The sequence below is a fragment of the Olleya sediminilitoris genome, assembly GCF_016785945.1.
Classification (GTDB): domain Bacteria; phylum Bacteroidota; class Bacteroidia; order Flavobacteriales; family Flavobacteriaceae; genus Olleya; species Olleya sediminilitoris.
In genome coordinates this window covers 497,710-523,796 of record NZ_JAEMEF010000001.1, presented here as the reverse complement: position 1 = coordinate 523,796, position 26,087 = coordinate 497,710, and the positions used below count along the sequence as shown (strand labels likewise).

At 31.2% G+C, this 26,087-nt stretch carries 24 protein-coding genes and 1 tRNA gene; 14 read left to right on the top strand and 11 right to left on the bottom strand.

What is annotated here, in order from left to right:
• Positions 1-88 precede the first annotated feature (88 nt).
• From JAO71_RS02340 to JAO71_RS02330, 3 genes are all read right to left on the bottom strand, one after another.
• Complete coding sequence (locus JAO71_RS02340) at positions 89-3,517, bottom strand: T9SS type A sorting domain-containing protein (protein WP_236011125.1); 3,429 nt, start codon at positions 3,515-3,517, stop codon at positions 89-91.
• 99 nt (positions 3,518-3,616) lie between these two features.
• On the bottom strand, positions 3,617-4,129 hold the full coding sequence (locus JAO71_RS02335; RefSeq protein WP_202998575.1) for a nuclear transport factor 2 family protein: 513 nt from the start codon (positions 4,127-4,129) through the stop codon (positions 3,617-3,619).
• A gap of 1 nt (position 4,130) precedes the next feature.
• Positions 4,131-4,652, bottom strand: a complete 522-nt coding sequence (locus tag JAO71_RS02330) for a hypothetical protein (protein ID WP_116823870.1) — start codon at positions 4,650-4,652, stop codon at positions 4,131-4,133.
• 163 nt (positions 4,653-4,815) lie between these two features.
• On the opposite strand from JAO71_RS02330, the gene JAO71_RS02325 reads away from it, so the two are divergent.
• Positions 4,816-5,760, top strand: a complete 945-nt coding sequence (locus JAO71_RS02325; protein ID WP_116823869.1) for an NAD-dependent epimerase/dehydratase family protein — start codon at positions 4,816-4,818, stop codon at positions 5,758-5,760.
• A gap of 129 nt (positions 5,761-5,889) precedes the next feature.
• Here JAO71_RS02325 and JAO71_RS02320 read toward each other — a convergent pair.
• Both JAO71_RS02320 and rseP read right to left on the bottom strand, forming a co-directional pair.
• Positions 5,890-5,963 (bottom strand) — tRNA-Asn (locus JAO71_RS02320).
• Positions 5,964-6,033: 70 nt separating this feature from the next.
• Positions 6,034-7,374, bottom strand: a complete 1,341-nt coding sequence (gene rseP / locus JAO71_RS02315) for an RIP metalloprotease RseP (RefSeq protein ID WP_202998574.1) — start codon at positions 7,372-7,374, stop codon at positions 6,034-6,036.
• A 169-nt stretch (positions 7,375-7,543) separates the two neighbouring features.
• On the opposite strand from rseP, the gene JAO71_RS02310 reads away from it, so the two are divergent.
• The 3 genes from JAO71_RS02310 (at position 7,544) to feoB (ending at position 10,620) form a co-directional block, all read left to right on the top strand.
• Complete coding sequence (locus JAO71_RS02310) at positions 7,544-8,218, top strand: SCO family protein (protein ID WP_054852196.1); 675 nt, start codon at positions 7,544-7,546, stop codon at positions 8,216-8,218.
• A gap of 72 nt (positions 8,219-8,290) precedes the next feature.
• Positions 8,291-8,521, top strand: coding sequence for a FeoA family protein (locus JAO71_RS02305; protein WP_028288727.1), 231 nt, complete (start codon positions 8,291-8,293; stop codon positions 8,519-8,521).
• Positions 8,521-10,620, top strand: a complete 2,100-nt coding sequence (feoB, locus tag JAO71_RS02300; protein ID WP_054852197.1) for a ferrous iron transport protein B — start codon at positions 8,521-8,523, stop codon at positions 10,618-10,620. Before JAO71_RS02305 ends, feoB begins: the two co-directional genes overlap by 1 nt.
• A 157-nt stretch (positions 10,621-10,777) precedes the next feature.
• Here the strand turns inward: feoB and JAO71_RS02295 are convergent, their stop codons facing one another.
• The gene (locus tag JAO71_RS02295; RefSeq protein ID WP_202998573.1) at positions 10,778-11,434 is read right to left on the bottom strand and encodes a metal-dependent transcriptional regulator; all 657 of its coding nucleotides are present in this window, start codon (positions 11,432-11,434) and stop codon (positions 10,778-10,780) included.
• Positions 11,435-11,539: 105 nt separating this feature from the next.
• Here JAO71_RS02295 and JAO71_RS02290 point away from each other — a divergent pair, with 105 nt between their 5' ends.
• From JAO71_RS02290 to JAO71_RS02270, 5 genes are all read left to right on the top strand, one after another.
• Positions 11,540-13,789, top strand: a complete 2,250-nt coding sequence (locus JAO71_RS02290; RefSeq protein WP_202998572.1) for a TonB-dependent receptor — start codon at positions 11,540-11,542, stop codon at positions 13,787-13,789.
• Positions 13,790-13,830: 41 nt separating this feature from the next.
• Positions 13,831-14,742 carry a metal ABC transporter solute-binding protein, Zn/Mn family gene (locus tag JAO71_RS02285; RefSeq protein WP_202998571.1) on the top strand — a complete coding sequence of 304 codons (912 nt, stop codon included), beginning with the start codon at positions 13,831-13,833 and terminating at the stop codon, positions 14,740-14,742.
• A 140-nt stretch (positions 14,743-14,882) separates the two neighbouring features.
• The gene (locus JAO71_RS02280) at positions 14,883-15,620 is read left to right on the top strand and encodes a metal ABC transporter ATP-binding protein (protein WP_028288732.1); all 738 of its coding nucleotides are present in this window, start codon (positions 14,883-14,885) and stop codon (positions 15,618-15,620) included.
• Positions 15,620-16,747 (top strand): metal ABC transporter permease, encoded by a 1,128-nt coding sequence (locus tag JAO71_RS02275; protein WP_202998570.1) that lies wholly within the window; start codon positions 15,620-15,622, stop codon positions 16,745-16,747. The genes JAO71_RS02280 and JAO71_RS02275 overlap by 1 nt, the downstream gene beginning before the upstream one ends.
• Positions 16,740-17,900 carry a metal ABC transporter permease gene (locus JAO71_RS02270; protein ID WP_202998569.1) on the top strand — a complete coding sequence of 387 codons (1,161 nt, stop codon included), beginning with the start codon at positions 16,740-16,742 and terminating at the stop codon, positions 17,898-17,900. The genes JAO71_RS02275 and JAO71_RS02270 overlap by 8 nt, the downstream gene beginning before the upstream one ends.
• 6 nt (positions 17,901-17,906) lie before the next feature.
• On the opposite strand, the gene JAO71_RS02265 is transcribed toward JAO71_RS02270, so the two are convergent.
• A complete protein-coding gene (locus tag JAO71_RS02265) occupies positions 17,907-18,701 on the bottom strand; it encodes a TerB family tellurite resistance protein (protein ID WP_202998568.1) in 795 nt (264 codons plus the stop codon).
• Positions 18,702-18,938: 237 nt separating this feature from the next.
• Between JAO71_RS02265 and JAO71_RS02260 the strand changes: the two genes are divergently transcribed.
• The 4 genes from JAO71_RS02260 to JAO71_RS02245 all read left to right on the top strand — a co-directional run bounded on the left by JAO71_RS02260 (position 18,939) and on the right by JAO71_RS02245 (position 21,847).
• Complete coding sequence (locus tag JAO71_RS02260) at positions 18,939-19,349, top strand: BrxA/BrxB family bacilliredoxin (protein ID WP_028288736.1); 411 nt, start codon at positions 18,939-18,941, stop codon at positions 19,347-19,349.
• A gap of 109 nt (positions 19,350-19,458) precedes the next feature.
• On the top strand, positions 19,459-20,196 hold the full coding sequence (locus JAO71_RS02255) for a lysophospholipid acyltransferase family protein (RefSeq protein ID WP_202998567.1): 738 nt from the start codon (positions 19,459-19,461) through the stop codon (positions 20,194-20,196).
• A 4-nt stretch (positions 20,197-20,200) separates the two neighbouring features.
• Positions 20,201-21,187 carry an acyl-ACP desaturase gene (locus JAO71_RS02250; protein ID WP_116823859.1) on the top strand — a complete coding sequence of 329 codons (987 nt, stop codon included), beginning with the start codon at positions 20,201-20,203 and terminating at the stop codon, positions 21,185-21,187.
• Positions 21,188-21,190: 3 nt separating this feature from the next.
• The gene (locus JAO71_RS02245; RefSeq protein WP_202998566.1) at positions 21,191-21,847 is read left to right on the top strand and encodes an HD domain-containing protein; all 657 of its coding nucleotides are present in this window, start codon (positions 21,191-21,193) and stop codon (positions 21,845-21,847) included.
• A 7-nt stretch (positions 21,848-21,854) separates the two neighbouring features.
• On the opposite strand, the gene JAO71_RS02240 is transcribed toward JAO71_RS02245, so the two are convergent.
• Together JAO71_RS02240 and JAO71_RS02235 are read right to left on the bottom strand one after the other, a co-directional pair.
• Positions 21,855-22,028, bottom strand: coding sequence for a hypothetical protein (locus JAO71_RS02240; RefSeq protein WP_202998565.1), 174 nt, complete (start codon positions 22,026-22,028; stop codon positions 21,855-21,857).
• Between the two features lie 16 nt (positions 22,029-22,044).
• Positions 22,045-22,914, bottom strand: coding sequence for an AraC family transcriptional regulator (locus JAO71_RS02235; RefSeq protein ID WP_202998564.1), 870 nt, complete (start codon positions 22,912-22,914; stop codon positions 22,045-22,047).
• 202 nt (positions 22,915-23,116) lie between these two features.
• Here JAO71_RS02235 and JAO71_RS02230 point away from each other — a divergent pair, with 202 nt between their 5' ends.
• Positions 23,117-23,701 (top strand): hypothetical protein, encoded by a 585-nt coding sequence (locus JAO71_RS02230; RefSeq protein ID WP_202998563.1) that lies wholly within the window; start codon positions 23,117-23,119, stop codon positions 23,699-23,701.
• 80 nt (positions 23,702-23,781) lie between these two features.
• Here JAO71_RS02230 and JAO71_RS02225 read toward each other — a convergent pair whose 3' ends face one another.
• Together JAO71_RS02225 and JAO71_RS02220 are read right to left on the bottom strand one after the other, a co-directional pair.
• Entirely contained in the window at positions 23,782-24,564 is a 783-nt protein-coding gene (locus JAO71_RS02225) for an enoyl-CoA hydratase/isomerase family protein (protein WP_202998562.1), read from the bottom strand.
• 46 nt (positions 24,565-24,610) lie between these two features.
• Positions 24,611-26,062 (bottom strand): sensor histidine kinase, encoded by a 1,452-nt coding sequence (locus JAO71_RS02220; RefSeq protein WP_202998561.1) that lies wholly within the window; start codon positions 26,060-26,062, stop codon positions 24,611-24,613.
• Positions 26,063-26,087: the final 25 nt, after the last annotated feature.

Below are 26,087 nucleotides of genomic sequence, written 5' to 3'. Positions count from 1 at the left end.
TTAAAAGGCTTTTTAATAAGGGTTCAAGATATAAAAAAAGCACCTTCAAGTAATTATGAAGGTGCTTTTTTTATGTTTAAATTAACAATTAGTTAACAATTAGTTTTTTAGTTAAAACAGCTTGTTCTGTCATAATATTAACGATATACACTCCTGTAGAATAACTACTTAGATCTAAAACAAAATTAGTGTTTTGTGGTTTTGCTTTTACAATACTTACAATCTTTTTACCTGTTATATCATAAACATCAATATCAAAATCTTGATTGTTTTGAGTCTTAATATTAAAAATACCTTTTGATGGGTTTGGATGAATTAAAAAGGACGCTGTTTCAAACTCATTAACACTTAATACATTTCCTGTTATAACAAAATTATCTACTATAGCTCCTTCTTCAACTACTGACTGGTCAGAATGAAAAACAAACCTGAACATTATATTTGTTTCATTATTAAAAGCTGATAAATCATAACTATATTCATTAAAGTTAGCATATTGAGGGTTAGTTCCTGTCCACTGTCCTCCAGGACAATTAAAACAAGTATTATTTTGTCCACTTGTTGTTGCACTTGTGTACCAATTTAGGTCTGAAGCAGAGCCTAATAAATTCCATGTTAGACCTTGATCTGAAGAATATTCCATATAAACAATATCCCAATCGTCTTCAAGTTGAAAGGCCATATCAAATTTTAATTCTGGATTACTAAGAATAGATAAATCATAACATTGAGATACTAAATAACTTTTTGTTAGATTATCATGATCTCCATTAAGATTAGTACCATATACTTGATTTTGAGCATCAACACCTGTATTGTTTAACGCTAAACCATTTGGAATACCACGTTGCCAATATTGTGTATCACTACCATCATCTAAAACAAGAAGTTCTTCCTGTTGTGTTTCAAATGTATTTACAACATCAACAATACCACTATCATTTACATAAAATATTTTTTCTTCGGAATTATTATTAACTTCATATTCATCATTTGTAACCGTTGAGCTAACTTTGAAAGTATAATTTCCTTTTGACAAATTTAATTGAGGCAGATCTACAACTATTGAAGCTTCAGAAGCCAAATTACCTGTCCAGTTAAAATTATTAGACACTCCGTTTATGTAATAAGTAAAGTCCACTGAAGTGATAGTATTAATACCATTATTTCTAATTTCTGCTTGAGGTGAAACATTATCACTACAATCTATAGTATCACTAATACCAGATAGACTAACTAATTTTACGTCTGTTGGAGCTAATTGGGTTGGTATTTCAGATTGCCAAACACCACGACCATATGTTGCAGCAGTTATTTTATTATCAAAAGTGTTAATTTCTATGTCTGTGACTGCTACATTTGGTAATCCAATATTAAATAACTCCCATAATAAAGTTTCATCATCATAACGATACACACCTAAACTTGTCCCTAAATACAATGGGTTTTTAGAATGTAAATCTTGATGCTTGATACTATTTTTAGTCACGTTTGGTAAACCATTAGAAATATCTGTAAAACTAATACCTCCATTTACAGACTTAAATACTTGACCATTTGTACCTGAGGTAGTCACATAAACAATATTGTTATCCGTATTGTTTACCTCTATTGAAGTTATGTTAGATGAAAATGGCTGTATCGAAGTAAAAGTTACACCTGAGTCAGTACTTTTTCTTAATGTTCCATTAGTCGCTACATAAATATTATTAACATCAATAGGATCGATTTCTAATACATCTATATTAGTTCCAAAAGAAGGCGAAACTGCAACCCAATTATTATTTTCAAGTCTATATAAAGCACTAAAACCAGAGTATAATTGACTATCACTACTCATTGCTAAAGGAGTAATCCAGTTACCGTCTTCTCCAATAGGAGCGCTAATTTCGGCAGATAAACTAGACCCAGAAGCTGTTGAAACATATAGACCACTTCCGTTTTGTATAAAACCATAGTAATTAGAAGAGTTTGCAGGATCAATAGCTGTATCCATACCATCTGCTCCATAATAGTTCTGCCATTGTCCGTTATTAAACGCATGACCACCATTATCTTGTAAACCACCAACCATTTTGTTTGAAGTTTGTTTAGATACAGACACTCTATAAAATTGACTAATTTGCATACCTGCAGTTAAATCTGTAAAACTCACTCCTTTATTAGAGGACTTATAAAAACCTCCATCTGTACCTGCATACAACTCGTCGTCAAAAAATCTTAAATAATGAATATCTGCATGAGAATATGAAGAAGCAAAAGGAGAACTCCAGTTATTTAATTTTGTAAAAGACGTTTGTGTGCCATTAACTACACCTTTCCATATATTTAAAACACCTGTATAAAATTCGTTTTCGTTTGTATCTGAAACAGCAAAAGCCATATCAAACCAAGACTGGGTAGACTCGAAAATATCGGTTATGTTTGAGGCTACTTGTAAAAAACTCAAACCTGAATCTGAAGATTTATAAACACCTTTAAAACCGTAAGCATTTGTAGAACCTAATACATACACAACATTTGGGTTAGCTGGTGTTACATCTATTACATATCTTGAAGTATCGTTAGAAGTTAAACCAGAAGTCACAATAGTAAAAGTATCACCTGCATTAACAGATCTGTAAAAACTATTTGATGTAACAATATAAATAACATTAGGATCTTGAGGTTTAATTTTAATATCCTTAACATTAAAACCTTGTGTACCATTAATATTAGTCCATGTCACACCAGCATCAGTAGTTTTAAATACTCCGTTGTTAGTAGCAACCCATAACATATTTGAATTGTTAGGATTGATGTAAATATCGTTCATAGAACTTGGAGCATTATTAGGGTTTAAGCCTGTAGTATTCCAAGTTAATCCACCATCAATAGATTTCATTACACCAACACTATATGAGTCTCCAGCATCATCATCTCCTGTTGCTATATAAATTACATCTGAATTGTTACTATCTATTGCTATTCCTGAGACACCAATTTGCGGTAAATTATCTGTAGTTGTAATCCAAGATAATCCAGCATCTGTAGATTTCCAAAGACCACCTGCTGGTGCTCCAGCATAAATTATATTATCATTATTTGGGTCTTTAACAACAACATTAATACGTCCTTGACCAGGAGACCAAGATCCTGTATTGGTATGAGAAAATGGGCCAACAGGTAACCAATTGCTCTCGTCAACCATTATATTATTACTTCTATTACTAGCATTATTATTTGTAACCTCTAAATAGGTGTTCCATAACTCTAAAGAGGTTGGCAATGTACCGTCTTCTTTTACGTAATTAGTCCAAAATGTTTCCCAACGTTTAAAAGGTTTATATCCACTACCTTTAATATTTGGATCTCTATTTTCCCAATAGACATTAAACGCATTAACTACTTCATCAAATTTTAAAGACTTCTGTTTTGATTGTGTATTAAATCCAGACATCCATGGTGCGTCTTGATTAAATTGAGCTAAAGATATTGTGAAGGTAAAAAGAAAACCAAGGGACAATAAATATTTCATAGTAATGATATTTTTTATCAAAAATAATTGTTTTTGGCAAAAAACACGATGTTTTAACAAAAAACATCGATAAAAAACACATTATAAATAAATTAAACCTTATTTATTAAGAATTTGCTTAGTAATACTATCCGTCTGTTTTTTCAAGTTTACAATGGTTTTGACATTACTATTAGGAATTGTAATGGACAAAACATAATGCTGTATTTTCCATTGATTGTCTTTAAAAACCATAACTCCAGATCCACGACAAATCTCCATTTGTGTATCCAGTAACTCATCAAACCAAGCTAAAGTATTATCTTCATTTAAAAACACATTACGTTGAAGCGCTTTAAAACTCCATGCTTTACCTTTATCAAAATAAGGTTTAGAATAGTCCTTAAACTGGTTTAGAGTCCAGTTTTCTGTTGCATCAGTACCAATAAATATAGCATCAGAAGTCATATTTTCAAAATAAGCGTCAAAATCAGCATTAGCTGCTGCGTCATGCCATGCATCTAAACTCATATTTATAGCTTGTTTAGTAAGAGCTTTATTCGCCTTATTTTTTTTAGTATTACATGATAAGAATGAAAAAACTACAATAATACTAATAGCTATATGTTTCATACTAATATGGTTTTACAATTACTTGGCTATCTTTTTCTACTTTCTTGTTAATTTGTAAATTAAGATTAGATTGCGCTAAAAACACTTGCTTAATAGCTAATAACAATTCGGTTTTAGTACTAGTGTCTAGACTTTCAATTTCTTGAAATTTTAACATCATAGTTTTCAAAACCAAAACTCTAGCTTTTATAGCCTGTGTATTGATGGATTCTGGAATGGTTTCTTCTAAATCTGTTAAGGTAGAATTAAACAAATCTACATCTGCATTAAAAAAAGTAAAATCAGGTAACGTTAAAGCTTGTATACCATTAGAAACATCTAAATAAGCTTGCCAATTAGATACAATAGGATTAGATTTTACATCTAAAGCAATATCTTGATAATTAATTTTTGAGATATCTTCTTTAGTTATTTTTAAACTATCTAGAACACCTAAATCCTCTTCAGGTTTAGTGACAGTGGTTTCTTTTTTACAAGCAGTAAATAACACTAAAACAACTAATGAAAGCTTAAAAAATCTCATAATTAAATTGATACGTTTGATAAACAAATATATTAGTTTAAAGAGTTAAATTTTATTAAATGATAAAATTGTTTTTTTTGTAATCACTTTTATATTTTTTTTATTAGAAAATCTTTAAATAGTTATTACTTTTGAGCGCATATTTTATAAATAATCCAAAAAAATGAGCGAAAAAATATTAATTATAGGTGCTGCAGGTCAAATTGGATCTGAGTTGACATACAAGTTAAGATCCATTTACGGTAAGGATAATGTTATTGCAAGCGATTTAAACTACAATAATATTGAATTAGTAAATTCTGGTACGTTTGAGATTATTGATGCTATGGATTATGCGTCAATTAAAATATGTTGTGAAAAACACAATATAGATACTATTTACTTAATGGCTGCCATGTTAAGTGCTACAGGAGAAAAATACCCTATGAAAGCTTGGGATCTAAACATGCAATCTTTATTTCATGTTTTAAATCTAGCTAAAGCAAAAGCTATTAAAAAAGTATTTTGGCCTTCAAGTATTGCTGTTTTTGGTCCTACCACACCTACAACGGATACACCACAACACACCATAATGGAACCAACTACAGTATACGGAATCACTAAACAAGTTGGTGAGCGTTGGTGTGAATATTATAATGACAAATATGGTGTTGACGTAAGAAGTATACGTTATCCTGGAATTATAAGTTGGAAAACATTACCAGGAGGAGGAACTACAGATTATGCTGTAGAAATCTATCACGAAGCTTTGAAGAATAAAAACTATGAATGTTTTTTAAGTGAAGATACAGCCTTACCAATGATGTATATGGATGATGCAATTGATGCTACTGTTGCATTAATGACGGCTAATGCTGAAAAAGTTAAAATAAGATCTTCTTACAACTTATCTGGTATTAGTTTTACTCCAAAAGAAATAGCAAATGCTATTAAAAAAGAAATTCCGGATTTTGAAATTACATACAAGCCTGATTTTAGACAACAAATAGCCGATTCTTGGCCAAGTAGTATAGATGACACCTCTGCAAGAGAAGATTGGAACTGGAAACATAAGTTTGACTTAGATGGCATCACTAAAGACATGCTAAAAAACCTAAGTAGCAAATAATATAATCCTACAATATAAAAAAGCCTCTAGATAACTTCTAGAGGCTTTTTAATGCGTTTTGACTAACAAAATAAGCCAGACTTTAATCCATAAAAAAAGCCACTATTTCTAGTGGCTTGTTTAAACTTGCTCCTCCTCTTAGGCTCGAACTAAGGACCCTCTGATTAACAGTCAGATGCTCTAACCAACTGAGCTAAGGAGGAGTGTTTTTCGCTATTGCGAGTGCAAATATAAAAGCTTTTTTAAGTTCTGCAAAATAATTTTTAATTTTTTTTAATTAAATATTGCTTTAAAGATGTCATTACCGTTTGCAAACAGCACTAACCCTATCAAAATGAAGAATCCAACTAGCTGAGCTTTTTCTAAAAATTTCTCACTTGGCTTACGTCCAGAGATAATTTCGTACAACAAAAACATGACATGTCCTCCATCTAAAGCAGGAATAGGCAATAAATTAAGCACACCTAACATAATAGATAAAAATGCTGTTAAACTCCAAAATGCTGGCCAGCTCCAAGTACTAGGAAAAACATCGTAAATAGCCTTAAAACCACCTACACCTTTGTATGCTCCTGTACTAGGATTAAAAATTGCTTTTAATTGACCAAAGTAAGATGTTATTTGTCCAGTAAACTTATTAAGCCCTACACCAAAACTTTCAGTAAAACCATATTCTTTTCTTACTACTTTTAAATAGCCTAGTTTTTCTAAATCTGAAGCTTTGGTTTGTGTTAAAATATCTAACTTACCTTTATCATCTACTTTTAAAGTTCTTTCAATATTAGTATTACCTCTTTTAAATACAGTTGTTATAGTTTGTCCTTTAGACTGCTCTAAAACTGGTAGGACTTGGTCATAAAATTCGGCTGACTTTCCATTAATAGACATAAAAATATCTCCTTCTTTTAAATCTACACCTTTATTAAGAGACGTATCTAAAACCTTGCTAACTATGAAAGGTTGTCTTAAATCAAACAAACTCCTGTCTTTACTAGAAGATAATTGTCCTAAAAAATCAACTGGTAACTGTATTGTTTTTTCGGTACCGTTTCTTTTAATAGTAACACTGTTGGCTCCTATAATATTTTTTCTGATATCAGATTCGTTAATAATTTTAATATCATCAATTTTAACAACATGATCACCTGTTTGAAAACCTATGTCTGTTAGCAAAGGGTTTTCTATTAACATTCCTCCTTTTATACTTGCAGCATCAATATCTGTATCTCCATAAGCAAAAGACATAACCACATAAATAACGTATGCCAACACAAAATTAACAAATACACCACCTAACATAATAATTAAACGCTGCCAAGCTGGCTTGGATCTAAACTCCCATGGTTGTGGTGGTAAAGCCATTTGCTCTTTATCCATACTTTCGTCAATCATACCAGAAATTTTGACATAACCTCCTAAAGGCAACCAACCAATTCCGTATACTGTTTCGCCAATTTTCTTTTTAAATAACGAGTATTTTACATCAAAAAATAAATAGAATTTTTCAACTCTAGTTTTAAATGCTTTTGCAGGAATAAAGTGTCCTAATTCGTGCAAAACAATTAATAATGACAGACTTAACAAGAATTGTCCAATTTTTATAATAAACTCCATGTAGTGTTTCTATTCTTTTATATTAGTCGCCAAAAGTAACTATTTAGACTTAGTATTAAAAGTAATAGCATTATTGCTTTTTAAGAATTAACAAATTTTATGAGTAATATCATAAGACAAGCTTGTGTTTTCATTGTATTTTTGCATTATAAAATTAAAAACACTTAAAATGCTTTCTTTTTTTAAAGATTACAAATGGTTTGCTGTTGTTTTTAGCATCATTTCGATAATAATAATATCAATATTTTATAATATTTTAAAGGTTGAAAAACCTTTACCTGTCTATCAACCTGCTATGGTAAATACAGAGTTAGTTGATAGTACCATACAACACAAAATTAATTATCATAAAATTGCCGATTTTAGTTTAATTAATCAAAACGGAAAAACCATAACACAAGCAGATTACAAAAACAAAATATATGTAGCTGATTTCTTTTTTACCACTTGTCAAACTATTTGTCCAATAATGACTGGCAATATGGAAAAAATACAACAAGAAATTATTAACGATGATGAAGTTATGCTACTTTCCCACTCTGTCACACCAGATATTGATACTGTTGCACAACTAAAGCGTTACGCAATAAAAAAAGGCGTAAATGACAAAAAATGGAACCTAGTTACAGGTGATAAAGGTCAGATTTATAGATTGGCTAGAAAAAGCTACTTAGCTGTTAAAGACGACGGAATGCCTGATGATTACGGAATGGTTCACACCGAAAACTTTATGCTAATTGACAAAAAAAGTCAAATTAGAGGCTATTATGATGGCACAAAAGCCGAAGATATCACCAAACTTTTAAATGATATAAAAAAGTTAAAAAAGGAGAACAAAGACTAGTTTTTGGCTCTCAATTTTTTTAACGACAAATTTTGCCATATTTTTGTTTCTTTAAAATCAATCTAAATAAGCTTGGATAATACACTAGACACCTTAAAAAGAGGAGAACGCGCTGTAATTATAGACGTATCTTCACATTTAATTCCATTAAAACTATTAGAAATGGGATGTTTACCTGGTAATAGTGTCGAACTAGTTCAAGTTGCACCTTTTGCAGATCCTTTATACTTAAACATAAACGGAAGTCACTTGGCAATAAGAAAAGAAACCGCTATTCATATTATCATCGAAAAAGAAGTTTAATGAGTAAGCAAATTAATATTGCCTTAATTGGTAACCCAAATACAGGAAAAACCTCTGTTTTTAATGCCTTAACTGGTTTAAACCAAAAGGTTGGAAATTATCCTGGTATTACAGTCGAAAAAAAAGAAGGTATTTGCAAATTACCAAGAGGTGTTAAAGCACATATTATTGACCTTCCTGGTACTTATAGCCTTAACGCTTCGTCTTTAGACGAAAACGTAGTTATAGAATTATTACTTAACAAAAACGATAAAGATTTTCCTGATGTTGCAGTAGTAGTTAGTGATGTTGAAAATTTAAAACGAAACCTACTACTATTTACTCAAATTAAAGATTTAGAAATTCCTACAATTTTAGTCATTAACATGGCTGACAGGATGAAATCCAAAGGAATCTCTCTAGATATTGAACATTTAGAAGAAGAGTTAAAAACTAAAATAGCAGTTATTAGTACTAGAAAAAATGAAGGTATTGATAAACTAAAGCTACTAATTAGTAACTATAAAGAGTTACCAACAACACCTTGCCTTAATGCTTCAGAAATTGACAAAAATTACTTCGATAAATTAAGAAACGCCTTTCCAAATCAATTAACTTACAAATTGTGGTTAGTAATAACACAAGATGTAAATTTTGGAAAAATGGATCGTAATGAAGTTGAAGCTATTGCTAGTTTTAAAACTAAATCTAAAAACGATTTAAAACGTTTACAACAAAAAGAAACCATAAAACGTTATCAGTTTATAAATAACACACTTAAAAAAGGACAAACTATTGACGCTAGTCAGGCTACTGATTTAAGATCTAGGTTAGACCGTATTTTAACTCATAAAGTTTGGGGTTACCTTATATTCTTTTTAATACTGTTGGTTATTTTCCAAGCTATTTACGATTGGTCAACAGTACCAATGGATTTAATTGATGGACTATTTGCAAACCTTAGTGATTGGGTTAAAAACACATTACCTGAAGGTGCTTTTACAAATTTATTAGCCGAAGGTATAATATCTGGATTAGGAGGAATTGTGATATTTATACCTCAAATCGCCTTTTTATTCTTGTTTATTTCCATATTAGAAGAAAGTGGGTACATGAGTCGTGTCGTGTTTTTAATGGACAGAATTATGCGACGTTTTGGTTTAAGTGGTAAAAGTATTGTGCCTTTAATTTCTGGAACTGCTTGTGCGATTCCTGCAATTATGGCAACTAGAAATATTGAGAGTTGGAAAGAACGATTAATAACTATACTTGTTACTCCTTTTACAACATGTTCGGCTAGATTACCTGTTTACTTAATTATTATTGCATTAGTAATACCTGAGGGACGTTTTCTAGGTTTAAGTTACCAAGCTTTAACCTTAATGTTGTTGTATTTATTAGGATTTGGAGCTGCAGTTTTATCGGCTTACATCTTAAATAAAGTTTTAAAAATTAAGAGTAAAACCTTTTTTGTGGTAGAAATGCCAAACTATAAACTACCTTTATTTAAAAATGTAGCACTTACAGTTTTAGAAAAAACAAAATCTTTTGTTTTTGGAGCAGGAAAAATAATATTAGCCATTTCAATTATACTTTGGTTTTTAGCATCTTATGGTCCTGGAGAACAATTTAATGATGCTGAAAATATTATTAAAACAGAATATGCGTCTCAAAATTTAAATGAAGAAGAAATTAGCCAAAAAATTGCGTCACATAAACTAGAACATTCGTTTATAGGTATTGCAGGACATGCTATCGAGCCTGTAATTAGACCTTTAGGTTACGATTGGAAAATAGGTATAGCAATAGTAAGTAGTTTTGCAGCAAGAGAGGTTTTTGTAGGTACATTAGCAACCATTTACAGTGTTGGAAATGATGATGAAGACACCATTAAAAACCGAATGGCTGGAGAAGTCAATCCAATTTTAGGTGGTCCATTATTTAATTTTGCTTCTGGTATATCACTACTATTGTTTTATGCATTTGCCATGCAATGCATGAGTACTTTAGCAATTGTCAAAAAGGAAACTAACACCTGGAAGTGGCCAACCTTACAATTAGTAATCATGACAGCTATTGCGTATATAACAGCATTAATAGCGTTTCAATTTTTAAAATAAAATCATGAACAGTATTATTCAAAACATATTAGTTTTTATAACATTAGGTTTCGCTTTATTTTTTCTATTTAAAAAATACTTCTTAAAACCTAAATCCAAAAAAGCATGTGGTACTGACGACTGTGGCTGCCACTAACCTATACATTTTTACGATTAACTACACTTCTTTTAAAAACAAGTTTTTAGCTACGTTTTGAGACACCATTAATTCATTATCTTCAAACTTAATTTTAACAGAATTATCGTAAGGCTCTTTTTGAACAACAACAATCTTAGTTCCTAAAGCAATCTTATTACTATCCAAGTATCTCAAAAAAGCGGAAGAGGTATCATCTACACCTACACATTTATAAGTTTTACCTATAACAGCTTGTGATAACATGATTTTTTCGATGTGTTTAAAATTCCCATGTTTATCTGGAATTGGATCTCCATGTGGATCATGATTAGGAAATTCCAAAAAAGCATCTAATTCATCAATCAATTTTTCTGATCTGATATGCTCTAAATGCTCAGCAACTTCATGAACTTCATCCCAAGTAAAATTTAATTTTTCTACCAAAAACACTTCCCAAAGTCTATGCTTTCTTATAATGTTGATTGCTACAGACTGACCTTTTTCGGTTAAATTAACACCTTGATACTTTACATAATTAGCATATCCTTTTTCAGATAATTTTTTAAGCATATCAGAAACCGAAGACGCTTTCGTGTGTATAGATTCTGATATAGCATTGGTACTAACAACCTCTGTACCTTGTTTACCTAAATGATAAATTGCTTTAATATAATTTTCTTCTGTTAGTGTAATCATAAACCTAAAATAGCTAGATAGCAAATATAAGAATTAAATAAAACAAACATTAAATTTAGATTAATCTAAATTTGTATTTATATTTGCAAAAAAATATTTTAAGACATGAAGTATATTGTTGCGATTTTCTTTTGTTTTTCAGCTTATAGTCAAGCTCAGAATAATTATGAAATATCAGGAGTAGTTACCTCAGAAGGACTACCTTTACCCTTTGCCAACGTTTATCTTGAAGGCACAAAAAAAGGGACGACAACCACAGATAATGGTTACTTTAACATCCAAAACATAAAAGAAGGACAATACACACTTATAGCTTCATTTACCGGTTTTAATACCATTAGAAAAAGAATTGACGTAAAAAATAATTTGAAAATAAATTTTGATTTAATACAAAATCAATCGTTAGACGAAGTCGTTGTTACTGGAACTTTAAAAGCTGTTAACAGATTAGAAAGCCCTGTTCCTGTTGAAGTATATACTAGCGCTTTTTTAAAAAAGAATCCTACACCAAATATTTTTGAAGCGCTTCAAAATGTAAACGGAGTGAGACCTCAACTAAACTGTAATGTATGTAATACTGGAGACATACACATTAATGGTTTAGAGGGACCTTACACCTTAGTACTAATAGACGGAATGCCTATTGTTAGTGGTTTATCTACGGTTTATGGCTTGTCAGGAATACCAAATTCATTAATAGATCAAATCGAAATTGTCAAAGGTCCTGCTTCGTCTTTGTATGGTAGTGAAGCTGTTGGTGGTTTAATAAATGTCATTACTAAACATCCTGACAATGCACCTATATTTTTTGCGGACAGCAATATTAGTGGTTGGGGAGAAATAAATACAGATATTGGTTTTAAAACTAATGTTGGCGAAAAAGCAAGTGTTTTGGTAGGTGCTAATTATTTTAACTATAGTAATCCAATTGATAATAACAACGACAATTTTACAGACTTAACATTACAGGATCGTATTTCTGTTTTTCAAAAATGGAATTTTAAACGTAAAAACAATAAAAAATTATCTGTTGCTGGTCGCTTTTTTTATGAAGATCGTTGGGGAGGAGAACTACAATGGAACAAAAGTTACAGAGGAGGAAATAAAGTCTATGGTGAAAGCATTTACACAACTAGATATGAACTACTTGGTGAATACCAACTTCCTGTAAAAGAAAACATGAATTTTCAATTTTCATATTCAGACCATGATCAAAATTCAGTGTATGGTGACACACCATACTTAGCGCAACAACGTATTGCTTTTGGACAATTAACTTGGGACAAACCAACAAAAAATAATGATTTATTATTTGGTATAACAGGACGCTACAATTACTATAACGACAACACAACAGCAACTATTGAGGCCGATAAAATATTTATTCCTTCGGTATTCGTACAAGATGAAATAACCTTAACAGAAAAACAAAAACTTTTATTAGGACTTAGGTATGACTATGATAAGAGACATGGTTCAATAATAACACCAAGGTTAGCTTACAGGTATAAACCAACAGATAATGATATATTTAGGGTTAATGCAGGAACAGGCTTTAGAGTTGTTAATTTATTTACAGAAGAACATGCAGCACTTACAGGATCTAGAGATGTTGTTATTGAAGAAACTTTAAATCCGGAACAATCGTATAACATCAACCTTAACTACCTAAAAAAAATATACACAACAAAAGGCATGATTTTTACTGTGGATGCGTACTTGTGGTACACACATTTTACAAATGCCATTATACCAGATTATGACACAAATCCTAATCAAATAATTTATGATAATTTAGATGGTTATTCTACCTCAAAAGGAGCCAGTTTAAATGTCGATGCCATTTTTGGTAGTGGTATAAAAGGAAGTTTGGGTATAACATTTCAGGATGTAAACCAAACTGAAAACGACGTAACAACAAGACAAATTTTAACCGAAAAGTTTACAGGTACATGGTCTTTTTCATATAAAAACTATGCAACAAATTTAACCTTTGACTATACAGGAAACATTTATGGACCAATGCGATTACCATTATTAAGTAATTTGGATCCTAGACAAGAATACTCGCCTACCTGGAGCATTCAAAACATACAGGCAACTTATGATGGTCTTGAAAATTTTGAAATTTATGGAGGTGTTAAAAACCTATTAAATTGGACACCTAATAATGGCAATCCATTTATCATTGCCAGAGCAGATGATCCATTTGACGACAATGTACAATTTGATGCTCAAGGTAATGCACAAGCAACACCAGACAACCCTTACGGATTAACATTTGATCCTTCATATGTTTACGGACCAAACCAAGGTAGACGAGTTTTCCTAGGTATAAGATATACATTAAACTAATTGTTTGTATTTTAGTACTTTCGTAATAAATATTTAGACCAATGAAAAAAATAATACTCCTTTCCATAATAACCTTAGGTTTTTTTAGCTGTAATAACAATGCAAAAGATAACGGAAAGTTAAATATTGTGACTACAACCACAATGATTACTGATTTAGTAAAAAACATTGGTAAAGACAGTATAAATGTTAATGGTTTAATGGGAAGTGGTGTGGATCCTCACTTATACAAAGCAAGTGAAGGTGACGTAACCAAATTAGTCAATGCAGATATAATTTTTTATAACGGTTTGCACCTAGAGGGAAAACTTGTAGAGGTATTTGAAAAAATGGAAAACTCAACAAAAACACCAATTGCTTTAGGAGAGGATATTGACAAAAAAACATTGATAGGTTCAGATTATTTTACTTCTAATTACGATCCACATGTTTGGTTTAATATTGAATATTTTAAGCAGTTTGCAAAAAAAGTTTCTTCTATTTTAATCGAAAAAGATGCTAAAAATGCTGATTACTATAAAGCTAACGAAACTGAATACATAGCAAAGTTAAATACACTACAAAAAAAGATTACCTCTAAAATTGAAACGCTTCCAAAAGACAAACGCATATTAGTGACAGCACATGATGCTTTTAATTATTTCGGGAAAAATTACGGATTTGAAGTCGTAGGTTTACAAGGTTTATCTACAGCAACTGAAGCAGGAGTAAAAGATGTTCAAAATTTAGCTAATTTTATAATTAAAAAACAACTTAAGGCAATTTTTGTTGAAAGCTCTGTGCCAAAACGTACCATTGAAGCTTTACAAGAAGCAGTAAACTCAAAAGGACATGATGTACAAATTGGAGGAACATTATATTCTGATGCATTAGGAAGCGCAAGAACCATAGAAGGGACTTACATTGGTATGTTTGAGTACAATGTAAACACTATAGTTAATGCTTTGAAGTAAATAGGTATAAACAATAGTTATTTCAAATAATAAGCTCCTGAAACAAGTTTGCTGTAACTATATTTTTTGATTCGTTTTTTTTAAATAAAAATGAATATATTTTTAATTTAGTAAAACTCCCAATGACTTGGGAAACAGTTATGAAACAAAAAATAGCAGTAAAAGTAGACGACCTAACAGTAGCATACAACTACAAACCCGTACTTTGGGATATTGATTTAGAAATCCCAGAAGGCGTCCTTATGGCTATTGTTGGACCAAATGGAGCTGGTAAATCAACACTAATAAAATCTATTTTAGGCATATTAAAACCAATAGCAGGAAGCGTCACTATTTATGACAAACCTTATAATAAACAACGCAAACTAGTAGCCTATGTACCACAAAAAGGAAGTGTGGATTGGGACTTTCCAACAACAGCTTTAGATGTTGTAACAATGGGCACTTATGGAAGTTTAGGTTGGATAAAACGTCCAGGACAAAAGCAAAAAAAAGCAGCATTAGAAGCTTTAGAAAAAGTAGGCATGTTACCCTTTAAAGGCAGACAAATTAGCCAATTGTCTGGTGGACAACAACAACGTATATTTTTAGCTAGAGCATTAGTACAAAATGCTTCAATCTATTTTATGGACGAGCCTTTTCAAGGTGTAGATGCAACCACAGAAATTGCTATTATTAATATTTTAAAAGAATTACGTAAAGCCGGAAAAACAGTCATTGTAGTACATCACGATTTACAAACCGTTCCCGAATATTTTGATTGGGTAACGTTTTTAAATGTGAAAAAAATAGCAACAGGTCCTGTTAAAGACATCTTTAACGATGATAACTTAACCAAGACTTATGGTATAAACTATAAAGTAAGTATTCAAGAATAATGGATTTACAAGAATATTTTTCTTTAGTATTTAGCGACTACACACTACGAACCATTACACTTGGAACAGCAATTTTAGGTGCAGTCACTGGTATGTTAGGTAGTTTTGCTGTACTTAGAAAACAAAGTTTACTTGGAGATGCTATATCACATGCTGCTCTACCAGGAATTGCAATTGCATTTTTAATAACAGGTGCAAAAGACAGCAATACTTTACTTTTAGGAGCCTTAATAAGTGGATTAATTGGAACCTTTTGGATTAGAGGTATCGTCAAAAAAACACATCTAAAAAGTGATACCGCTTTAGGACTAATATTATCTCTCTTTTTTGGTTTTGGGATGTTATTACTGACTTTTATTCAAAAACAACCCAATGCTAATCAAGCAGGTTTAGACAAATATTTATTTGGTCAAGCTGCAACTTTAGTTGAAAGCGATGTTTGGCTAATGGCTATAGTTACAGGATTATGCCTATTTGTATTGTTGCTATTTTGGAAAGAATTTAAAATTTTACTCTTTGATGCTGATTACACTAAAACCTTAGGTTTTAATACTAAAGTCATCGATGTTTTAATTACCAGTTTTATTGTTTTAGCTATTGTTTTAGGGTTACAAACGGTTGGTGTTGTTTTAATGAGTGCTATGCTATTAGCTCCAGCAGCAGCAGCACGACAATGGACTAATAGCTTATCAAAAATGGTGCTTTTAGCAGCTGTATTCGGAGCCTTTTCAGGAGTCTTTGGAACAGCCATAAGCGCTAGTCAAACCAACCTATCTACAGGACCTGTCATTGTATTAGTAGCAGCTGTATTTGTAGTAATTTCTTTTGTATTTTCTCCTAGTCGTGGTTTATTATTTAAACAGATTAGATTTATAAAAAATAGACGCGATTTAGAACTTCATAAAACCTTAGCTTTTATGTACCATATTGCTGAAACACACGAAAACATTTCGCATCCTCATACCATAAAACTTCTCAATAACTTTCAAGGATTTACACGTAAAACACTTCAAAAGTTAGTCGAAAAAAATTATGTGACTCTAGATGGAAACATGTGGAGTTTGACAAAAACAGGTTTTGAAACTGCTTCCAACCTTTACACAAAACAATCAACAAAAGATGAATAGCGCTCAAATAGAAATACAATTAATTGCTAGTTTAGTTGCTATTGCATGTGCTATTCCTGGCACCTTTTTAGTGCTACGTAAAATGGCAATGATAAGCGATGCAATAAGCCATTCCATCTTACCAGGAATTGTTGTTGGTTTTTTTATTACGCAAGATTTAAATTCGCCATTATTAATTGTATTAGCTGCATTAACTGGTGTAATCACAGTGGTGTTAGTAGAATATATCCAAAAAACAGGTTTAGTAAAAGAAGACACAGCTATAGGTTTAGTATTTCCTGCATTATTTAGTATTGGTGTTATATTAATCGCTAAAAATGCTAATGATGTCCACTTAGATGTTGATGCTGTTTTGGTAGGCGAATTGGCTTTAGCTCCATTTGATAGACTAATCGTTTCTGGTGTTGATATTGGACCAAAATCACTATGGATAATTGGAACAATACTATTAATAACTATCCTTTTACTATTTGCCTTTTTTAAAGAATTGAAAGTAAGCACCTTTGATAAAGGTTTAGCAGCTTCATTAGGATTCTCTCCAGCAATTATACATTATGGATTAATGACAGTATCTTCCGTGACAACGGTTGGTGCTTTTGATGCTGTTGGAGCTATTTTAGTTGTAGCATTAATGATTGCTCCTGCTGCAACCGCTTATTTACTAACTACCAACTTAAAAAAGATGCTAGCTTTAGCAGTATTTTTTGGAGTATTTAGTGCTATTTCTGGTTATTGGTTGGCGCATTTATTAGATGCTTCCATTGCAGGATCCATTACCACAATGTTAGGTTTAATATTTTTAGCTGTCTATTTATTTGCTCCAAGTAAAGGTGTAATAGCGGTTATGCATCGCGAAAAACAACAACGTACAGAAGTTAGCTTACTAACCTTTTTATTACATTTAAAAAACCATACTGAAGTTGAAGAACGTCACGTAAACCATTTACGCGAACACATAAATTGGCAAAAAGTAAGAGCCAAAACTGTATTAGAATTGGCTCTTAAAAACAATATGATTCTTGTGAATAATAATGTTGTTTCTTTAACAAAAAAAGGAGATACATTTACCTCAAAAGCTATTGATTACATTATCACTAATGAAGATGCTCAAATTGAGGATATGAAAGACGATTTCTTTTTGTTTAGAGGGTAGTCACAATTAAAACCCTCTTTCTTTCTGAATAAACTCGTACGCTTTTTGCACTTGCTTAAATTTATCTTCTGCTCCTTTTTTGTGCTCTTCTCCTAAATGTTCTACACGATCTGGATGGTATTTTTTAGCCATATTTCGGTATGCTTTTTTTATCTGATCTACAGAAGCTGATTTATCAATCTCTAAAATAGTGTAAGCATTATCAACACTATTATAAAACATGGCTTTAATACTTGAATAGTCACGATTACTAATACCTAAATAATTAGAAATACTATGGATTTGATCTTCTTCTTCATCAGTAACCATTCCATCTGCTTTTGCAATCCCAAATAGAAAATGCAATAGTTGTAAACGAGAAGAATGATCCATCATTTGCTGAATTTGCATGGATACATCTCTTGTAGATATACTCTGGTTACTTACTTTTTTAAATAACTTAAAAGCTTTATTAGCTCTATCTTTTCCGTATAATTCAACAAATTTATTTCTAACAAAATCTAATTCACGTTGGTCTTGTTTTCCATCCGCTTTAATAACCACAGATGCTAATATTAATAAACTAACCTCAAAATCTCCTGAAGTGGTTTGGGCTCGTCTTTGTTGTTGAGTCCTATAATTTGGACGTGATCTGTATTTTGGTTCTTGTTTTTGTTGCGTATTTGGATTACCCGAACCTAACAAATTACCTTTATCAGACATAGCGTCTCCAAGACTTCCAATTGCTAAACCTATAATTGCTCCTATTGGACCTCCTAAAGACCAACCTAAGGTTGCTCCTATCCATTTTAATCCTGCCATATTTTAATAATTATTTAAAAAGTAAAGATACTACTTTGTTAGTAGACTTAAAATGGCTTTTGTTACTACAGTTTACTAATAAATAAGTGTAAAAATTTTATGTTTTATTAATTTGAAAGAAGGCATAACCTGACCTTATGACACCATAAACTTTATCAAGTAACACCATAATAACATTTGCATGGTTTTTGACTATCTTTGCTTAAGATAGATTTACAAATAAAAAAAAACAAAAATATGTATCCAGCAGAATTAGTAAAACCAATGCGTGAGGATTTAACCAAAGTTGGTTTTGAAGAATTACACACAGCTGATGCTGTAAATGAAGCACTTGCTAAAGAAGGCACAACTTTAGTAGTTGTAAACTCGGTTTGTGGTTGTGCAGCTGCTAATGCAAGACCAGGAGCTACAATGAGCTTAGCTAATGCCAAAAAACCTAGTAACATTGTTACTGTTTTTGCAGGTGTTGATAAAGAAGCGGTTGATCAAGCAAGAGCACACATGGTACCTTTTCCTCCAAGCTCTCCAAGCATGGCTTTATTTAAAAACGGAGAGTTAGTACACATGTTAGAGCGTCATCACATTGAAGGTAGACCAGCAGAATTAATTGCTGAAAACCTTATGGATGCTTACAATGAGCATTGTTAAGCCCTTATTAAATCATAAATTTAGCATTACAAAAGCTAAGTATTAGTGAAAAACCACGTTTAATAAACGTGGTTTTTTTATTTTTGACATACAGAACTTTTATGACGTAATGAGAAAAATTATTGCCTATCCCTTATCAATTATTTATTTCCTTTTTTTTGGATTATCCTTGGTTATTTTTCACCCAATTCAATGGTTCTGTTTTAATGTTTTTGGCTATCAAGCACACAAGAAAAGTGTAGACTACTTACAGTTTTTCTTGATGCGTTGTGTAAACCTTTTAGGTACTAGCCAAAAATTTATTAATCCATATCAATTAGATACAACTCAACCAGTTTTAATTGTATCTAATCACCAAAGTATGGCAGATATACCACCTTTAATGTGGTATTTTAGAAAACATCATGTCAAATTTGTTAGCAAAAAAGAACTTGGTAAAGGCTTACCTAGCGTATCTTATAATTTACGCCATGGTGGATCAGTATTAATTGACCGTAAAAACCCAAGACAATCCATAGTTGCTATCAGAAAATTTGCAGATTATATTGAAACTACAAATCGTGCTGCTGTTATTTTTCCTGAAGGCACAAGAAGTCGTGATGGACACCCAAAACCCTTTCATACCAAAGGACTAGAAACCTTAATAAAATATATACCAAGTGCAATAATTGTCCCTGTCACAATAAATAATTCTTGGAAAAATTTACGCTACGGAAAATTTCCAATGGGAATATTTAACAATATTACATTTACAGCTCATAAACCTGTAAAATTAAATGATTTTAATACAACCCAAGAGCTATTAAATCATATAGAAACTACTATTAAAAATAGTATTAAAATATAACATTATGTCATTAAAAAACGTAAGATTAGAAGTGATGTCTTTTTTAGAAAAAGACGTTGAATCATTGATAAAAAAATATTTAATTCCTGTTGAAACCATTTGGCAACCAACAGATTTTTTACCAAACTCTGAAAGTGATACTTTTTTAGACGATGTTAAAGAAATAAGAGAATTGTCAAAAGAATTACCATACGATTTTTGGGTTGTTTTAGTTGGTGATATGATTACTGAAGAAGCTTTACCAACTTACGAATCTTGGTTAATGGATGTGGAAGGTATTAACCAACAAGAACGTAATGGTTGGTCAAAATGGATTAGACACTGGACTGCTGAAGAAAATAGACATGGAGATGTACTAAACAAATACCTATATCTTTCTGGACGTGTAAATATGAAAGAGATTGAGCAAACGACACAACATCTTATAGCAGACGGTTTTGATATTGGTACAGCACAAGATCCTTATAAAAACTTTGTATATACTAGTTTTCAAGAGTTAGCAACTTACGTGTCACACAATCGTGTTGCTAAGCTTGCTAAAGCTAAAGGCAACAAACAGCTATCAAGAATGTGTAAAATTATTGCTGGAGACGAAATGAGACACCATCATGCCTACAGCGAGTTTGTAGAACGAATTTTTAAAGTAGATCCTAGTCAAATGATGTTAGCGTTTCAACACATGATGAAACAAAAAATTACAATGCCTGCCCATTTTTTAAGAGAATCTGGTGGTAAAATAGGTACTATTTTTGAAGAATTTTCAAACACTGCACAACGTATTGGTGTATATACCTCAACAGACTATGTAGATATTTTACAAAAATTAATTAACCGTTGGGAAATTGATAAAATCACCAATCTTTCAGACGAAGCTGAAAAAGCAAGAGATTATTTAATGAAGCTGCCTAATAGAATGATGAGATTAGCAGACCGAATTAAAATACCAGAAAACTCATACCAATTTAAGTGGGTCGAACCAGCAAAGCTTTAATATATGCTAAATCATGATTTAATCGAAGCCACAAAAACTTTTGTAAAAGAGACTTTAAAAGATGCCGAAGGTGGTCATGATTGGTTTCATATACAACGTGTTTACAATAACAGCTTACTAATTGCTAAAGGCGAAACTGTAGACCAGTTAGTTGTTGTGCTTGGTGCTTTATTACATGATATTGCAGATAGTAAATTTCATAATGGAGACAATACTATTGGCACTAAAATTGCTGGTGCTTTTTTAGTAAAAAACAACGTGGATTCTGTTACTATAAATCATGTTATTAAAATTATTGAAAACATTTCATACAGCTCAAACATTGGTAAAACTGACGTATTCAAGTCAAACGAGTTAGATGTTGTACAAGATGCTGACCGTTTAGACGCGTTAGGTGCAATTGGTATAGCAAGGACATTTAATTATGGTGGTTTTAAAAACAGAACCCTTTATGATCCTGATATTAAACCCAATTTAAACTTATCAAAAGCAGAATACAAAGCCTCTAAAGCGCCTACAATAAATCATTTTTACGAAAAACTATTACTATTAAAAGATACCATGAATACCAAAACTGGTCAGCGCATTGCTAAAAAACGTCATGAATACATGGTTGGCTTTTTAGACCAATTTTATGATGAGTGGAATGGAGAAAAATAAATTAAAATTAATTTTCTTTGGCGACTTCTAAAGCTGTAATTTTATATTCAAGAATAGACATTTCTTCTCCAAAATGAATGATTTGATCTGCTGTTAAACTACTATTACCATTTACAGTATCTAAAATACTTTGACGCTGTTGGTTATAGTATTTAAGAGCTGTTTCAATTTTATCATTCATAATTACAATCTTTTTATTACTGGATCATTGCTTTAATTTCACTTCTATATTTAGAGGCTGGCTTACCAACTACATCATTAAACACTTTATTAAAATGAGAAAAATTATTAAAACCGCATTCAAAACAAATGTCAGTAATACTACTTTGACTCTCTGTTAATAATTTGGTTGCATAAAACACACGATACTCGTTTACAAATTGTGTAAAAGTCTTGCTGGTTATCTTTTTAAAGTATCTACAAAAAGCAGGAACAGTCATGTTTACATGATCTGATATTTGATCTAATGTAATATGCTCTTGAAAGTTTTTATTGACGTATTTATAAACTTTATCTATTTTATCTGTATCCTGTGGCTGTGTTTCTAGAACATAACCATTTTCATTAAGTAATGTATAATCATTAGTTAAAGCTAAAAGCTCTAAAATTTCAAGTAATTTAGTAATACGTTTTATTCCTTCATATTTTGGTAGCTTTTCTATTTTTGGGCCTACTACACTTTTTATTTCTGGTTTAAACAAAATGCCATGCTTTGCACGTTCTAATAACTGCAAGATGTTTTTTAATTCTGGTAGATTATTAATTGATTGTCCTAAAAAATCTGGATGAAACTGTATTAATGTTTCTTTTCCTTTAGAAGTTAATCGATCTGTAAATCCGTTATGTGGTAAATTAGAGCCTATTAATATTAGCTGACTATTATTAAAGTAAGATAAATGATTACCAATATGTCGTCTTCCTTTTCCTTTATTAACATAAACCATCTCTACCTCTGGATGAAAGTGCCAAAAAGCATCACTACGCTTACGTTTTTTAGTTTTATGCACAGCAATTACCGAACTTCCAAAAGTTGGTGTAATTTTTTTAAATGTAGGTTTTGTATTCAATTTAAAAAACTTTAAATAAATATAACAATTATTAGTTTGCAAATATATGCAAAGTTAACACTAAAATATACTAAATTAACCTATAACGTTTTCGCTAATAATAATCTTGTTAATATAGCACACATATTTGATAATTCTAATGTTATTTAAACTGCTTTTGTATTCTAACTTTGCCAACATAATCAGTAAACCTATTGAGATTATGAAAAACTTTACAAAAAACCTATTAGTATTAGCAATCGTATTTGCTACACTAAGCAGCACAGCAACAGAGATGAAAACTTTATTTAACAAAGAGGATGGTAAGACACTCTTGATGTTTGATAATGTAAATGAAGGCGACCAATTACTTGTAAAAGATGCTTTTGGATTAATTCTTTATAAAGAAGCTATTAAAACAAGTGGAGAATACAACAAGTCTTTTGACTTAACAACCTTACCAAACGGAAATTACATTTTTGAATTAGATAAAAATTACCAAATTAGAATCTACCCTTTTATAGTAGAAGCTAATAAAGTGACTTTTAACAAAAAGCAATTATCTGTAATAAACAAGCCAAAGGTTAGTAGTGACAACCATACAATTTACATTACTGCTTTTAATGCAGAAAAGTCAGACTATTCTATTGAGATTTTATACAAAGATTCTGAAACTATTTATAGCGAAACTATTAAAAACACAACATCTATTGGAAAAAGATTTAAGCTTTTAGAAGATAAAGATGACGATTACAAAGTAGTAATTACAGCTAATAATAGAACATTTACATACGATGTAAACTTATAATAACTACAATATTTTTTGCCCTTATAAAAAAAGACACCTTAAACAGGTGTCTTTTTTTATATAATATATTTTAGTAAATATTATTTACCAGGAAAATCAGCTTTACGCTTTTCTAAAAAAGCTGTCGTACCTTCTTTAAAATCTTGTGTACCAAAACAAGCGCCAAATTGCTCTATTTCGGTTTCAAAACCATTAACACCATCTGTATAATTTGCATTAACAGCTTGGATTGCTTTACTTATAGCTACAGATGAGTTTCTCATAATTTTACTTGCTAATTTTTGAGCAAGAGGTAATAATTCTTCTTGAGAAACCACATGGTTTACTAAACCATAACTTAATGCTGTTGCTGCATCAATCATACCTGCTGTCATAACCATTTCCATAGCACGTCCTTTACCAACTAATTGTGGCAAACGTTGTGTACCACCATAACCAGGAATCACGCCTAAACTAACTTCTGGTAATCCCATTTTTGCATTATCACTAGCTATTCTAAAATGTGCTGCCATAGCCAACTCTAATCCTCCTCCTAATGCAAAACCATTTACAGCTGCAATTACTGGAGTATTAAGGTTTTGAACAAAATCGAATAAAATCTCTTGACCTTTGGCTGCCAATTTACCTCCATTTTCAACACTAAAGTTAGAAAATTCGCTAATATCTGCTCCTGCAACAAAAGCTTTTTCTCCACTTCCGGTTACAATAATAACTTTAGTTTCTGCTGCTTTGTTAGCTACATCAAATGCTTGGTGCAACTCTTCGATAGTTGCTTTATTTAATGCATTTAATTTAGAAGGCCTATTAATTGTAATAGTTGTTATTCCGTTTTCTGAACTGCTTAAGATGTTTTCAAAATTCATTGTAAGTATGTTTAGTTATTTCCGCGAAAGCGAAAATGATTTATTATTATTCTTTAGGAAATCTAACCGTAAAGGTTGTCCCAATATATTTTTGTGTTACAAAGGTAATTGTTCCTTTATAAGTTTCGACAATATTTTTAACCATTGCTAGACCAAGACCCATTCCGCTAGATTTAGTGGTAAATTTAGGTTCAAAAACTTTAATTTTATTTTCTTCTGAAATACCTATTCCGTTGTCCGAAATTGCTAAAACAACATGTTCCTCTTTTTCTGAAACACTAACTATTATCTTAGGTGTTTTCTCGTCTGGTATTGCCTGAATCCCATTTTTTACTAGATTAGTCAACACTCTTATTAACTGAGTGCGATCAAATTTGGCAATAATTTCTTCCTTTTCTGCTTCAAAATGAATGTAATCTTCATTAAAAATATCTAATGCTAAATCCACAATTTTGACAACATTTAGCATTTCGTTTTGTTGTGCTGGCATTTTAGCAAAGTTAGAAAATGCACCAGCAATAGAACTCATGGTGTCTATTTGCTGAATTAACGTTTTACTATACTCGTCTAATTTAGAGATTATTTCTGGGTCTTTGGGGTCAAACTTGCGCTGAAAACTCTGCACAGTCAATCGCATTGGTGTTAATGGATTTTTAATCTCGTGTGCCACTTGCTTTGCCATTTCTCGCCAAGCTTGCTCACGCTCGCTTTTAGCAAGTTTTACAGCACTTTCTTCAATTTGATCAATCATACTATTATATGATTTTACAAGCGTTGAAATTTCTTGAGTTGTACTTTTTATTTCAATTTTTTCGTTACGTTTTTCTAAACGTGTTTGATTCATTTTATCACTAATTGTCTTTAGTGTTTTTGTAATGTATTTAGATAAAAAATAAGCTAATGCAATTGCAGTAATTAGCATTAAAAGGTAGGTATAACCTAGACGTTCAAAAAACTCGTTTAACTCTCTAGAAAGGAAGTCGTCGTTTTCTAAATACGGAAGGTTTAAAATGGCTAATGGTTTGTATTTTTGGTCTGTGATATACGTGTAGGATGATCTAAAATTTTCGCCTTTTTCTTCTCTAATATCAACAAACTTATGACCCGAAGTATTAGATAAATTATTAAGTATTTCTGCTTGTATACAAGACTCAACATCATCAAGAGGTAGACTGGCTTTAGAAGAAATTAGTAATGATCCTTCTAAATCATACAGGTTAACTTTAAGTCCATGTATATCTGCAATTTTGTAGATTTCATCTTTAAATATTAAAGGTAATTTTTCTGGAATGACCTCAAAAGTCGTTTCTCTTATTACAAAATCTAAGTGACGTTTTATATTTTTTTCTTTACGCTCTAAACGTTGCTCATGATAATCTTGAGTCTCTTCAGAATATTGGTATGCTGCTACTAATGCAATTAAAATGGATGCTAATAGCACCAAAAAAATCATAGCAAAAAATATACGAAGTCGTAATGAGAGTTTAGTTATTTTCATTGTTTAAATATAGCAATAATCAAAC